Genomic DNA, 14,343 nt, shown 5'->3' on the forward strand with positions numbered 1-14,343 from the left:
TTCTAGAATTTTAAATTTATATCACGAATTTTACTAGTCTTAAATTTAAAAGCAAAGCTCTAAATTTCAACATCCATATCCACGGATTCGATCTGCAAGCCGCGCAGATCCGCGAGCTGCTGCACCGCGGCGTCCGTCTCGGCATTTTTGGGAAGGACGATGTGAAAGCCGCGATCAAACGCCAAGAAAAAATTCTCCCCGCCCGCAGCGATTCGATTTAGCGAGCGCACGGCAAATTTCTCGCTTGCGCGTGGCTCGCCTTTTGAAAACGAGATCGTCTCGTCGTCCGCGACGAAGCTCATCTCCGTGCTCGAGTCTTGCGCGAGCTTAGCGGCAGAGAGATGTTTTCTTAGCATGCGGCGGTAAAATTTCGGATAAAAAATAAGCCACGCCGCACCCAAAATAACCGACGCCACGCTCGCAATCGGCGCCGTCTTTAAAAGCCCGTCGATGATGATGCCCATAAGCAAAAACTCAAACGGTATGGCGTAGGTGCTTACTAGGCGCTGCTTGCGCGCCTTTTTGCTGTAAAGCAGCATAAATTTATTGAGGTTATCGACGTCATGATTTGTGATACGTACTTTCATATTTTTCCTTTAATTTTTGCGTAATTGTAGCGAAGCTGCCTTAAATTTGCGTCTATTAACTTCCGTGAGATAAAATCCCGTTTTTAAAGGAGATAGCTTGAAATCTTTATTAAAAATCAACGGATTTTTGCCGTTTTTGGCGATTATGTTTATCAACGCAAGCGTCGATCTGGGCCATAAGATCACGATCCAAAACGTCCTTGTTAAAAGCGCCGATTCGGGCACTCTCATCGCCCTGACGTCGCTTGTAAATTTGCTAATTTTGCTGCCTTACGTATTTCTTTTTAGCGCCAGCGGCTATCTCAACGATAAATTCTCGCGTACCCGCATCACGCGGATCTGCGCGAAACTCGGCGTCGCGCTTACCGCGCTCATTACGCTAGGTTATCTGTGCGGGTGGTTTTATTTCGCGTTTTTTATGACGATCCTGCTTGCGGCGCAAAGCGCAATCTATTCGCCCGCCAAATACGGTCTGATTAAAAAGATCGTCGGCGCGAAAAATTTAGGCGCGGCAAACGGCATCGTGCAGGCTCTTACGATCATCGCGATTCTGCTTTCATCGCTTGTTTTTTCGGTGATTTTCGAGCTCTTTGCAGCCCACAGCAGCGACGCGGGCGAGCTAATGAGCTCGGTTTGGTTCATCGGCGTGCTTTTGGTCGCAGGCTCTGCGCTTGAAACATACTACTCGTATAAAATTCCATTCTTCGACGCCGCGCAACCGCAGGCGGAATTTGACACGAAAGAATATCTCCGCCTGCGCTATCTGAAGCAAAATTTAAAATTTGTAATCAAAGATAAAAACGTCCTGCTCTGTACGCTGGGACTTTCGATGTTTTGGGCGGTCTCGCAGCTCGTGATCGCGACCTTTCCGGCTCACTACAAGAGCCTTAGCGGCAGCGACAATGTAATGGTGATCCAGGTGATCTTGGCGCTTAGTGCGATCGGAATCGCGCTAGGCTCGATCTTTGCGGGCAGCTACTGCAAAAAACATATCGAGCTCGGTATCGTGCCGTTCGGCGCATTTGGCCTGGCGCTCGCGCTAATGGTACTAGCCAACGCGCACTCGGTATTTTGGCTCGGTACGGCGTCGTTTTTCTTCGGATTTAGCGGCGGAATTTTCATCGTGCCGCTCAACGCCGTCATTCAGTTTTTCACCGCCGATGAGCGCATGGGGCGGGTGCTCGCGGGATCAAATTTCATCCAAAATATCTTTATGGTGCTGTTTTTGCTCATCGCCATCATCTTGGTGCATTTTGCGGTCGCCAGCGGCGAAATTTTCGTTATGGCGGCGCTGTGCGTACTTATCTGCGGGATCTTCGGCGCAAAATATCTGCCGCAGCTTTTCGTTAGAATTTTACTCATTCCGTTTATGAAATTCGGCTACCAAGTCCACGTAGACGGCGTCGAAAATATCCCGCAAAAAGGCGGCGTACTGCTTTTGGGTAACCACATCAGCTGGATCGATTGGGCGGTGGTACAGCTTGCCTGCCCGCGCGGGGTACGCTTCGTGATGCATCGCAGCTACTACGATCTGTGGTATTTGAAGTGGTTTTTTAAAATTTTCCGCGTCATTCCGATCGGAGCGGGCGTGAGCAAAAGCGCGATCGAAAGCATCCGCGAGGCGCTGAATGCAGGCGAAGTGGTCGGGCTCTTCCCCGAGGGTCACATCAGCTACAACGGCCGCATAGACGAGTTTCAGGGCGGATTTGAGCTAGCCGCGCACGATACGAACTCCGTCATCGTGCCTTTTTATATCAGAGGGCTTTGGGGATCGACGTTTTCGCGCGCCAGCGAGCATTATAAAAGAACGATTTCGCAAAGCGGCAAAAACGCGCTTCGCGTAAGCTTCGGCGCGCCGATCGAGGCAAATTCCAAGGCGCACGAGGTAAAACGCGCGGTAACGGAGCTGTCGTTTTTCAGCTGGGGCAAATACCTCGCAAGCCTAAAGCCGCTCGCCTACAACTGGCTAAATCAGGCCAAAAGATCGCCTTTTAAGCGCGTGGCGGTCGATAGCACGGGAGCAAGTCTAACAAATTTAACGATGATGAGCGCCGTTTTGATACTTCGCAAAAGGCTAAAGAGCCGCATTAGCAGCGAGGAAAACGTAGGTATCGTTTTGCCCAGCTCGGTCATCGCAAGCGCCGTAAATTTAACGCTTTTTGCGATGGGCAAAACGAGCGTAAATTTAAACTACACGCTAAGCGAGGAAAATTTAATATATTGCGCGGATAAAGCAAATATCCGCACGATCATCAGCTCGCGCAAATTCATAGAAAAACTCAAATCAAAGGGCTTTGAGCTGGAGAGTTCGATCGGCGATCGGCTCGTGTATCTTGAGGATCTGAGCGAGGGCACCTCTAAAAACGAGCGCATAGCCTGCGCGCTAAAATCGCTGCTGATACCTAAAATTTTATTCCGCGCGCTGTATTTTAAGCCGCACGCGATAGAGGACGTAGCGACCATTTTATTTAGCAGCGGCAGCGAAGGAAAGCCCAAAGGCGTGGTTTTGACGCACAAAAATATAATGGCGAACGTCCGTCAAATTTCGGAGCTCATAAATGCCACTGAGCACGACGCGATTTTAGCGTCGCTACCGATCTTTCACTGCTTCGGGCTTACCGTAACGACGCTCTTTCCGCTAAACGACGGAATTTTAAGCATCCACGTGCCCGATCCTACGGACGCCTTTAGCGTCGGCAAGATGAGCGCAAAATACGGCGCTACGATAATGTTCGGCACTTCTACGTTTTTTAGGCTCTACACCAAAAACAAAAGGCTCAATCCGCTTATGCTGGCAAGCATTCGCCTAGCGATTGCGGGCGCGGAGAAGCTAAACGAAAACGTCCGCAAGGAATTTAAGATAAAATTCGGCATCGAAATTTACGAGGGCTACGGCACGACCGAAACTGCGCCGGTGGTGAGCGTAAATACGCCGAACGTCCTCGAGCCCGATTTTTTCAAAGAGCTTCACTTCAACCGTGAAAAAAGCGTCGGCTTGCCGCTTGCAGGCACGGTCATAAAAATCACCGATCCCGCCTCGCTGCAGCCGCTATCAAACGGGCAGGAGGGGCTTATCTTAATCGGCGGACATCAGGTTATGAAAGAATACTACGATGAGCCGGCAAAAACCGCCGAGGCGATCGCGCAAATAAACGACGTGCGCTACTACAAGAGCGGCGACATCGGCTATATCGACGACGACGGGTTTTTATTTATCACCGACCGCCTTTCGCGCTTTGCCAAAATCGGCGGTGAGATGATTAGCCTGGGCGCGGTAGAAAGCGCCGTGGGCGAAATTTTAGGCGAGAGCGCGATCTATTCGTGCGTGAACCTAAAAGACGAAAAAAAGGGCGAAAAGATCGCTCTGCTTTACGTGGGCGAGACGAGCGAGGATGAAATTTCGCGCCGCCTAAAGGACTCCGCACTGGCGCCGATAATGCAGCCAAGCGTCGTGAAAAAGGTCGAGCAAATCCCGGTGCTCGGCAGCGGCAAGGTAAATCTCAAAGCGGTAAAGGATCTGGCGATAGAGCTCGGGCTGTAAATTTCAAAGCCTTAAATTTACGCCCTAAAATTTTAAATTTACGCCTTGCTGCGCTATTTGCGCGAAGTAGTGTAAAGAGCAAAATTTCTCTTTTAAATCTATGCTTTGTCGCGCCGCAGGGCTTTGCGGTTTTCGCTCCTAGCGGCGGGCGATCTCGCAGTTATGGCGGCGGCTTTATTTGGGGCGACAGCCGCGTGCGGTTGCAGCGCCAAATTTATGCTAAATTTTACGGACAGACGGCAGCCGCTCGCTACGCAGATAGACAAAATTCTTGAATCAGATGCCCGGCGAAATTTCACGGCAGAGCTGCGGGAAGAGTTTTAACGGCGTGCGTGCGGAAAGAAATTTCAATGGCGTATGTGCGGAGAGAAATTTTAGCGACATCGATTCCCGCTTCGCCGCTTATAAAATTTGCAAATTTTATTTCCCGAACGTTCGCCGATTATTATGCCGACGAGGTTTATAAACCGCGACGCAAACTCCCAGCTTCGTCCTTCCGCCGTCACAGAGGCTAAATTTTTTCTAATCACGCTACGTGCGCCTCCAAGCAGGTCTGTATTTACATGAGCGCAAAAGTATCCAGCAGCTCTAAATTTAAAAGATAAATTTCATTCGTGCAGATTAAAATTTTAAAATTTCAAAGCCCAATCTGTTTAAATTTAACCGAAGTCGGCAGAGCTAAATTTTAAAAAGGTCTAAGCTTTAATGATTTTAAAAAAGATGAAAGTGCCGCGAAGCGCACGCTCCGCGGCAAATTTAAAGGAGGACTATTTAAAAGATGGAGCGATCTGCGCTACCCACGCTTCGATGCGGCTCTCGGTGAGGTCGCTTTGATTGTCGTTGTCTAGCGCGAGGCCAACGAATTTGCCGTCCACTACGGCCTTGCTCTCGTCAAATTCATATCCATCGGTAGGCACTGCACCTACGATATTTGCACCAGCTTTTTTGAAGTTGTCGTATAGCTCGCGCATTGCGTTGCAGTAGGCGTCGCTGTAGCTTGAGCTATCGCCCATGCCAAAAATCGCGACAGTCTTGCCCGCGACATCAAGGGCTGAGAAATCAAAGCCCGCCCAGTCGTCTTGTAGCTCGCCGTCGTTCCATGTAGAGCTGCCAATGATGAGCGCAGTGTATTTATTTAGATCTGCAGGCGCGATGTCCGCAACGTTTTTTAGCTCGTTTTCTATGCCTAGCTTTTCGGAGATCAGCTTCGCGGCGTCCTCGGTATTGCCCATCGAGCTTCCAAAAATAATTCCAACCATTTGGTATCCTTTTAATAAATTTTGTCGGTAAGCTTGTATGGTACTAATTTCATAATGAAATTTCCCTTAAAGCATTCGCTTTTTATCTCGATATGACGTGTGAAATTCTCGTTTTTAGGATATACGAGATACAAAGCATCGAGGTTTGCTCCGCGGCAAAGCTCTAGCGCTTTTTTTATATCATTATCATAAAGCATAGGATTTGAAACGAGCATCGATCTGAAATTTGCTATCACTCCGAGCGAAAATCCGTTTTTTCGCACGATGATGAGCTCGTTTTTAAGCTCGATTTCTGCGCCTGCATTGCGAAGCGCGATTTTGCAAAATACGAAGTTGCGAAACGCATCGTCTCCATTTAGCAGCAATCCGCTACGCAGGCTCACGATTGCGCGAGTTAGCTTATAAGCGGGCTTGGCGACAAATACGGGCAGCGGCATGCCACACAGATAAGAAAAGATTATCGCATTATCCGCTGCGCAAAATTTTACGGCGGGCTTGAAACGGTAAATTTTAGGAGCCCCGCGCCTAAGCTCGGAAGCGATAAAATTTAAAAATGCCGCTCGGAACTGCGAAGCGCCCTTTAAATTTGCAGGCAAAATTCTATAATCCGCATTAACGTTAAAATTATATAGAGCTAGCATCGCTCGCGCTCGCGAAGCCGCATCATAATCCCGCAGCGCCTCTGACACAATCTCGCGCCCGTTCGCATCAAAGCCAAAAATCTCGCCACCAAAGAATCTTTTATTGAAAGCTTCGGCATTTAAAATTTCATCATCAATAAGCTCATTATCGCGCCGCAGATCCGCTTTTTGGCGTTTTTCGCGCGCCGCGATATCTCGTTTTGATGCAGCAATATCTTGTAATAAAGCTGATTTTTCGTCCGAGCGCTTAGCGCAGAAAAAATTCTTTTGCGCGGAGCTAGTGTCGTAAAAAGCCCTTGCTGTAAAATTCCTATTTGCGCCGCCTTTTTGCGCACTCTTTGCAACGCACGGCTTAGAGGCATTACAATTAAGCGCGTCCGATTTACCACTTGAAAACTTTTTAAATTTGCCGTTAAATTTCTTGCTTTCGGCGTGTGCAAGGCAAGTAGCGTTAAATTTGCTAGAATTTAAAAAATCCTTGGAATTTAGCTCGCCTGTTTCATCGTCGTAAGCATTTGATTGCGGCGTAGTGCGCGATTTTTTAACCGCTTGCCTGGGCTTGCCGGCATTACTTAAATTCCTTGGGATTTTAATCATCTTCGCAAGGTCTGCAACCGAATTCTTGATTTAAATTGAAAACCTTACAGTATTCGCAAAATACGCAGCTGACGCTTCGTTTAGCACATACTAGCGGGATTTTGCGCTTTTTTACTTCGCCTTTGATTTTTTTCATCGTGTTGTGGTTTAAAAAGCTCGTAAGCATCACGACACACTCGGTATCTTGCGGGATCGGCTTACGATTTACGCGATTTTCGTTTCGTGCATCCCAGTGCTCGATATTGCTCGCGCCAAGGTCTTTTAAAACCGCCTTAATGGGTGTAATCTCATCTGCTCCTATAACTAAAACGTTCATTTCATCCCCTTCTATGATTGATAGTCGTTATTATAACAGAGAAAGATTAAATTTAACTGATAATGTATATAAAAATTTGAAATTATAAGCCGGAATTTTACCGACTCATATTTGATATTTATTCGCTTAAAGCTAGACTTACTGCCGCATCGATGTGTATCTGTGTAGTGTCAAATAGCCGCGCGGCAGTATCTGCTTGCGATACGAGCAGTCCGATCTCCGTGCAGCCCAGTATCACGCCCTGCGCGCCGCGAGCTCTAAGCCCTTCAATGATCCGTAAAAATTTCTCTTTGGAGTGCGGTAAGATTTTACCAAAGCAAAGCTCGCCAAAAATTACTTCGTTTACCGCTTCCATTTCGTCTGCATTTGGCACGAGTACCTCCACGCCGCCATCTATCAAGCGCTGTTTGTAAAAATCCTGCGTCATCGTGTAGATCGTGCCGAGCAGCCCTACTTTTTGCACGCCACGTTTTCGCAGCTCACTTAACGTGGCGTCCGCGATATGCACGAAAGGCACGGATATAGCGGCATTTATCGCCTCGTAGCACTTATGCATCGTATTGGTGCAAAGAAAAATATAATCCGCGCCGCCGCTTTGCAAAACTCGCGCGTGACGAGCTAAAATTTCACCTGCCCTGCCCCACTCATTATCTCTTTGGCACCGCTCGATCTCGTCAAAATTTAGACTACTTAGCAGAATTTCGCCGCTACTTAGCCCGCCTAGACGCTCGTTAATTTTGCGATTGATCCCATCATAATAGGTAATCGTAGATTCGTAACTCATGCCGCCGATTAGTCCGATTTTTTTCATGGATTTCTCTTTTAAAATTTATACGGAATTTTATGTAGTCCCGCGAAATTTAATAAAATTCCGGATTGCAAAATTCGCAGAGCCGGAATTTCAACAAATAGCCGCAAAGCTTAAGCATTCTCGCTCGCGGCGTCCGCAGAGACAACCTCATCGCCGAAATCGGCATTCGCAAGCCGCTTGAGCTGGCGATAGCGCCTCATCGCGTCGGCTTTGTTTGCTTCATAAAGCTTGCCCGCGTGCTCCGGATCGATCTTTTTAAGCGCGTTGTAGCGCACTTCGTTTAGCAAAAATTCCTCATAAAGGCTCCAGTCCGGCTCTTTGGATGAAATTTTAAGCGGATTTTTGCCCTCAGCCGCAAGTCGCGGATCGAAGGTGTAGGTCGGCCAATAGCCGCATTTGCTCGCAAGCTCGGCTTGATCGCCGGAGTTGCCCATGCCGCCTTTGATACCGTGCGCGATACACGGCGAATACGCGATGATGAGACTAGGTCCCGGGTAAGCCTCCGCCGCCATGATCGCTTTTAGCGTTGCGGCTTGGTTTGCGTTGGAATTTACCTGTGCGACGAAGATGTTGCCGTAGGTCATCGCGATCTGGCCGAGGTCTTTTTTCTGCACCGCCTTGCCGCCTGCGGTAAACTGCGCGATCGAGCCGCGGCGGCTAGCTTTAGAGCTCTGCCCGCCCGTGTTTGAGTAAACCTCCGTATCTAGCACCAGCACGTTCACGTCTTCGCCGGTAGCCAGCACGTGATCGAGCCCGCCGTAGCCGATGTCGTAGGCCCAGCCGTCGCCGCCGATGATCCACTGCGATTTTTTGTTTAGATACTGCTTCAGTTCTAAAATTTCACGAACCCCGGGCGCGTCTAAATTTTGTTCTAGCAGCGGCACTAGCCTATCTCTGATCTGAGCGGATTTTAGCGTATCGTTTTTGTTTTCGATCCAGTCGTGATAAAGCGCCTTTAGCGCGTTTGGCACGCTTGAGAGCGAGCCTAGCATCAGGTCCTCGATCTTATGGCGCAGCGTCTCGCTTGCGATCTTCATTCCCAGCCCAAACTCGGCGTTATCCTCAAAAAGCGAGTTTGCCCACGCGACGCCGCGGCCGTTCTCGTCCTTGCGGTACGGCATCGAAGGCGCCGATCCGCCGTAGATCGAGCTACAGCCCGTGGCGTTGGCTACGATCATATGATCGCCGAAAAGTCGCGTGATCAGCGTGATGTACGGCGTCTCGCCGCATCCAGGGCATGCGCCGTGAAATTCAAAATACGGGCGCGCAAAACCCACGCCCTTGACGCTTGATCTATCCATCAAATCGTCTTTGTACCTTACGTGCTCGAATAAAAAGTCCGCGCTCTCTTGCTCGCCCTTCGCGAGTTCTTCTTCAAGCGGCACCATGACGAGCGATTTTTCCTTGCTCGGGCAGTTTTCGGCACAAAGCGCGCAACCAGTGCAATCAAGCGGGCTTACTTGGATCTTATATTTTAGCCCCTTTAGCTCCTTGCCCTTGGCTTCTAGCAGATGATCTTTTAAATTTAAAGGCGCGGCGGCCTCGTCCTTTTCGTCTAGCAAAAACGCTCTGATTACGGCGTGCGGGCAGACGAAGGTACACTGGTTGCACTGGATGCAGTTTTGCTCGATCCATTTAGGCACCGTGACGCCTACGCCGCGCTTTTCAAATCGCGTCGTGCCCGCGTCAAACCCGCCGTCCTCGTGTCCTAAAAACGCCGACACCGGCAAGCTATCGCCGCGCGCCGCGTTCATCGGTTTTACGATCTTTTCTATAAATTCGTCGCCCTTGTATTTGTCGTCCGCGCCCACTGCGTCATCTTTTAAATTTGCCCACGCAGGATCGATCGCTACTTGCACTAAAGCGTCCGCTCCCCTATCGATCGCGTCGCAGTTCATCGCCACGACCGCCTCGCCCTTTTTAGCGTAGGTTTTCTTGGCATATTCCTTCATATAGCTCTGCGCCTGCTCAAATGGTATGATGCCGCTAAGCTTGAAAAACGCCGATTGCATGATCGTATTAGTGCGGCCTCCGAGCCCTATATCGCGTGCTAGTTTGGTGGCGTTTAGAATGTAAAATTTTACCCGTCTTTGGGCTAGAATTTTTTTGACCTTGTTCGGAAGCTTTGCCACCGTTTGCTCGGCATCCCAGATGGAATTTAAAAGGAAGGTACCGCCTTCGCGGATGCCCCCGATGACGTCGTAGATGTCTAGATACGCAGCGACTGAGCAGGCGACAAAATGCGGATTTGAGACGAGATAGGTCGAGCGGATCGGTCTTTTGCCGAAGCGTAGGTGCGAGCGCGTGTAGCCGCCCGATTTTTTGCTGTCGTAGGCAAAATACGCCTGCGCATAAAGATCGGTTTTATCGCCGATGATTTTGACGGAATTTTTATTCGCGCCCACGGTGCCGTCCGCGCCCAGACCGTAAAATAAGCACTCGGTCTCATCCTCGTAGCCGAGCGAAATTTTATCTCCCACGGGTAGAGATAGATGAGTCACATCGTCGTCGATGCCGATCGTAAAGCCGTTTTTAGGCTCGTCCGCCTTTAAATTTTCATACACGGCGATTAGCTGCGCGGGATCAACGTCCTTGGAGCTTAAGCCATACCTGCCGCCCACGATGAGCGGAGCGTCCTCGCGCCCGTAAAACGCGGCCTTTATGTCCAGATAGAGCGGCTCGCCGAGGCTGCCGGGTTCCTTCGTGCGGTCGAGCACGGCGATTTTGCGCACGCTTTTAGGCATCGCGGCAAAGAGATATTTGAGGCTGAAAGGCCTGTAGAGATGCACTTTTAGCACGCCTACCTTCTCGCCTTTCGCGTTTAGATGATCGACCACTTCTTCGAGCGCTTGATTGACCGAGCCCATCGCGACGATCACGCGCTGCGGCTCACTTGCGCCGTAATAGACGAAAGGCGCGTACGACCGCCCCGTGATCTTTGAAATTTCGCTCATATACTCCGCGACGATGTCAGGAAGCGCGTCATAAAATTTATTGGTTAGCTCGCGCGTCTGAAAATACACGTCGTCGTTTTGCGCCGTGCCGCGAGTTTTAGGATGCTCGGAGCTTAGCGCGTCCGCTCTAAATTTACGCACCGCCTCGCGATCGAGCAAGCGATCAAACTCGGCATAGTCCATCACCTCGATCTTTTGAATTTCATGGCTCGTGCGAAATCCGTCGAAAAAGTGCAAAAACGGCACTCGCCCCTTAATCGCCGCAAGATGCGCGATGCCGCCCAGATCCATCACCTCCTGCACGCTGTCGCTTGCGAGCATCGCAAAGCCGCTTTGGCGACAGGCATAGACGTCTTGATGATCGCCGAAAATGGAGAGCGCCTGCGCCGCAAGCGCGCGCGCCGCGACGTGAATAACGCCTGGAAGCATCTGACCCGCGATCTTGTACATATTTGGAATTTTTAGCAAAAGCCCCTGCGATGCGGTGTACGTCGTCGTAAGCGCGCCCGCTTGTAAGGATCCGTGCACGATGCCCGCCGCGCCGCCTTCGCTTTGCATTTCGACCACCTTAACGGGCATGCCGAAGAGGTTTTTCTTGCCCTGCGACGCCCAAATATCGGTGTAATCCGCCATCGGCGAGCTAGGCGTGATCGGATAGATGCCCGCGACCTCGGTGAAGGCGTATGAGACGTAAGCCGCCGCCTCGTTTCCGTCCATAGTTTTCATAACTTTTGCCATTTTTCGTTCCTTTGGAATTATCAAATTTCACTAATTTTACATATTTATTGCTTAAAAATTTAAATGCTTCGCAAACCGAATAAAATTCTAAAGCTTTATCACAGCAGGCGGGCTACAAGCGCGATCTGCTGGCAGTTTTAGACAAGCATTGCGGACGATTTTAGACGGGCTTTTCACCGCCTTGAAAATAAATTTTTGCGTACTTTAAGCGCAGATCGCGAGCAGCGGTAGAGATTAATGCAAATTTAGCCGTCTGACTCGAAATTCTAACCTAAATATCAAATGACGGGAATGCGCGAAAATTAAGAAATTTAAAAATGCACTTGCCACAAGATGAAAAAACCTCATATCGCAACAAGACTGGATAATAAAATTTAGCCACTACAAAGCCTCAACCGCCATACGCATCCAAGCTCAACGTAGCGAATTTTTATTTATGGCTTGCTACATCGCGGTATATAAAATTTCAGCACATTCTGCCAAATATAAGAAATTTTATTGCCTCCTGCCGAGCGCAGCGCAAATTTCATTTTAAATTTTCACTGGTCGATCGCTACGTGAATTTTACCACACGCGACTTTGCGTTTTGAGCGTGAATTCTATTTCCGCAAGCTGCGAGGAGAATAAATTTAGCTATAATCCTCCGCTTAGATTTAGCACGGAACGTGGCACGTATATACGGCATGGAGTTTAAAATTTTAAAATTCCGAGCAGAACTCGAAAAGCTAAAAACCGCTAAATGCGCTAAATTTAAAGTCTAAATTTAAAAGCTGGAAAGAGAAAGCCGATGAACGTCCATAAAATCGCTTATACGAGAGTTGTCGCGTTAGCGTTTGCCGCCTTTATTTTTAACACGACGGAATTTATCCCCGTGGCCCTGCTAAGCGACATTGCGGCGGATTTTAGCATGGACGTTACGAGTACGGGCCTAATCATCACGATCTACGCGTGGGCGGTGAGTATCCTTTCGCTGCCGTTGATGCTGCTAACCTCAAAGCTTGAGCGTAAGAGGCTACTTTTGCGGCTTTTTGTGCTGTTTACGCTAAGCCACGTCCTGGCGGCCATTGCGTGGAATTTTGCTGTTTTGGTAATCTCGCGACTGGGCATCGCGATTTCGCACGCGATCTTTTGGTCGATCACCTCATCGCTCGTCGTGCGCGTAGCGCCGATAAACAAAGGCTCTCAGGCCATCGGCATGCTTGCTTTGGGCACTTCGCTGGCGATGGTTTTAGGGCTTCCTTTGGGGCGCGTGGTCGGCGAGCTTTTTGGCTGGAGGATTACGTTTTTCGCGATCGGCGCGCTTGCAGCGGCCGAGGCGCTGTTTCTTTGGAAAATTTTACCGTTTTTGCCAAGCCGCCGCGCGGGCTCCCTTGCGAGCTTGCCGATGCTAGCAAGGCGCCCGATGCTGCTTGCTTTGTATCTGCTGACGTTTTTGATCGTAGGCGCGCATTTTACGACCTACAGCTACGTCGAGCCCTTCGTGGCGAAATTTAATCCCGCGGGTGATCACTTCGTAACCTACGTCCTGCTTGCATTCGGTGCTTCGGGAATCGCCGCAAGCGTGCTTTTTTCAAAGCTTTATCGCCATTTTCCAAACGCCTTTTTGATCTGCGCGATTCTCTTTATCCTAGCCTCGGTGCTGACGCTAAAAGCTTTTGCCGCAAATGACGTAGCGCTGCTGCTTGCAGCTTTCGTCTGGGGAGTGGGGATTTTTGGCTTTGGGCTTTGTTTGCAGATTAGGGTTTTAGCGCTAGCTCCCGACGCTACCGATGTCGCGATATCGATCTACTCGGCGATCTATAACGTAGGCATCGGCGGCGGAGCGCTTTTAGGACATCAAATCGCAACGAAATTCGGGCTAGCTCACATAGGCGAGGCGGGCGCGATACTGGGCGCGCTAGGGCTTGCAAGCTACCTCTATGCAAACGTAAAATTCGCACAGAAAAATAGCGCGTAGGTTAAATTTACGAAAGAATTTCGGCGAGATTAGCGCGCGCTTTTAGTCGGCGCTTTAAAACGGCGGCTTTGCGGGATAAATTTTTAAAATTTACCCCTTGCGATTAGCTAAATTTTGCAGATAAAATTTAATCTCGCGCTTAGCCCTGCTGGCTGTTTTATTCATCATCCGCACACGCGCCATCCGCCCAAAGCACTTAAAATTTACCCCTCGTTATAGCGCTAAATTTTAAAATTTAGCGACAGGGCGTAAAAAATTAAGGCGCAAAATTTAAAAGCGCGAGCCGCCCAAATTTAGCTACTTTATAAACCCGACCTGCGGTAAAATTTCAGCTAGCGCCGCGTCCTTTTTCTCGTTAAATTTTACCTTGTTCTGCTCAAAAAGATTATTTCCGTGCGCGTCAATCGAGACGATGAGCGGGCCAAACTCCTTCACGCGGCACTTCCACAGCGTCTCGGGCATCCCAAGCTCCGTCCAGTCCGCACTCTCGATCTGCTCGACCTGCGTCGCCGCCACCACCGCGCAGCCTGCGGGAAATACGCAGTGTATAGCGCCAAACTCCTTGCAGCCGCTCATCGTGCCCTCGCCCATGCCGCCTTTGCCCACTATCAGGCGCACGCCCGTTTTAGCGATAAATTCGCGCTCGAATTTCTCCATCCGCATACTAGTCGTCGGCCCCACGGAGACCATCTCAAAGCCCTCTTTACCGCCATCGCCCATTTTTCTGATGATGGGCCCCGCGTGCAGGATTGCGCCGCTCCTGATATCTAGCGGCAGCTCGCGACCCTCCTGTACGACGCGTCTATGCGGCACGTCACGGCAGGTGACGATGTGCCCCGTGAGGTATATGACGTCTCCGATCTTGATATCCGCCAGATCCTCGGCGCCGATCGGCGTGGTTAAAATTTTCTTACTCATAGCGCGAACTCCTTGTGCGATTTT

Annotated in this window: 9 protein-coding genes; 2 read left to right on the forward strand and 7 right to left on the reverse strand. The window is 49.8% G+C overall.

All coding sequences use genetic code 11. The annotated features are described in order from the left end of the window. Nucleotides 1-59: 59 nt before the first annotated feature. Entirely contained in the window at nucleotides 60-587 is a 528-nt protein-coding gene (locus tag Q0101_RS08365; RefSeq protein WP_297944287.1) for a hypothetical protein, read from the reverse strand. Nucleotides 588-684: 97 nt separating this feature from the next. On the opposite strand from Q0101_RS08365, the gene Q0101_RS08370 reads away from it, so the two are divergent. Continuing rightward, nucleotides 685-4,128 (forward strand): acyl-[ACP]--phospholipid O-acyltransferase, encoded by a 3,444-nt coding sequence (locus Q0101_RS08370; RefSeq protein WP_297944290.1) that lies wholly within the window; start codon nucleotides 685-687, stop codon nucleotides 4,126-4,128. A 767-nt stretch (nucleotides 4,129-4,895) separates the two neighbouring features. Here Q0101_RS08370 and fldA read toward each other — a convergent pair. The 5 genes from fldA to nifJ form a co-directional block, all read right to left on the reverse strand. Then, a complete protein-coding gene (fldA, locus tag Q0101_RS08375; protein WP_177389208.1) occupies nucleotides 4,896-5,387 on the reverse strand; it encodes a flavodoxin FldA in 492 nt (163 codons plus the stop codon). A gap of 11 nt (nucleotides 5,388-5,398) precedes the next feature. Then, nucleotides 5,399-6,625, reverse strand: coding sequence for a hypothetical protein (locus Q0101_RS08380; protein WP_297944292.1), 1,227 nt, complete (start codon nucleotides 6,623-6,625; stop codon nucleotides 5,399-5,401). Next, nucleotides 6,618-6,941 (reverse strand): DUF2325 domain-containing protein, encoded by a 324-nt coding sequence (locus Q0101_RS08385; RefSeq protein ID WP_005870807.1) that lies wholly within the window; start codon nucleotides 6,939-6,941, stop codon nucleotides 6,618-6,620. The genes Q0101_RS08380 and Q0101_RS08385 overlap by 8 nt, the downstream gene beginning before the upstream one ends. 118 nt (nucleotides 6,942-7,059) lie before the next feature. Continuing rightward, nucleotides 7,060-7,752 carry an aspartate/glutamate racemase family protein gene (locus Q0101_RS08390; RefSeq protein WP_297881618.1) on the reverse strand — a complete coding sequence of 231 codons (693 nt, stop codon included), beginning with the start codon at nucleotides 7,750-7,752 and terminating at the stop codon, nucleotides 7,060-7,062. Nucleotides 7,753-7,862: 110 nt separating this feature from the next. Then, nucleotides 7,863-11,444 (reverse strand): pyruvate:ferredoxin (flavodoxin) oxidoreductase, encoded by a 3,582-nt coding sequence (gene nifJ / locus Q0101_RS08395; protein WP_297944295.1) that lies wholly within the window; start codon nucleotides 11,442-11,444, stop codon nucleotides 7,863-7,865. 787 nt (nucleotides 11,445-12,231) lie between these two features. Between nifJ and Q0101_RS08400 the strand changes: the two genes are divergently transcribed. Then, nucleotides 12,232-13,401: a sugar transporter gene (locus tag Q0101_RS08400; RefSeq protein WP_297944298.1), complete on the forward strand. Its 1,170-nt coding sequence runs from the start codon at nucleotides 12,232-12,234 to the stop codon at nucleotides 13,399-13,401. Nucleotides 13,402-13,698: 297 nt separating this feature from the next. Here Q0101_RS08400 and ttdB read toward each other — a convergent pair whose 3' ends face one another. After that, nucleotides 13,699-14,319, reverse strand: coding sequence for a L(+)-tartrate dehydratase subunit beta (gene ttdB / locus Q0101_RS08405; RefSeq protein ID WP_297944304.1), 621 nt, complete (start codon nucleotides 14,317-14,319; stop codon nucleotides 13,699-13,701). Nucleotides 14,320-14,343: the final 24 nt, after the last annotated feature.

It is taken from the genome of uncultured Campylobacter sp. (genome assembly GCF_937921625.1).
GTDB lineage: Bacteria > Campylobacterota > Campylobacteria > Campylobacterales > Campylobacteraceae > Campylobacter_B.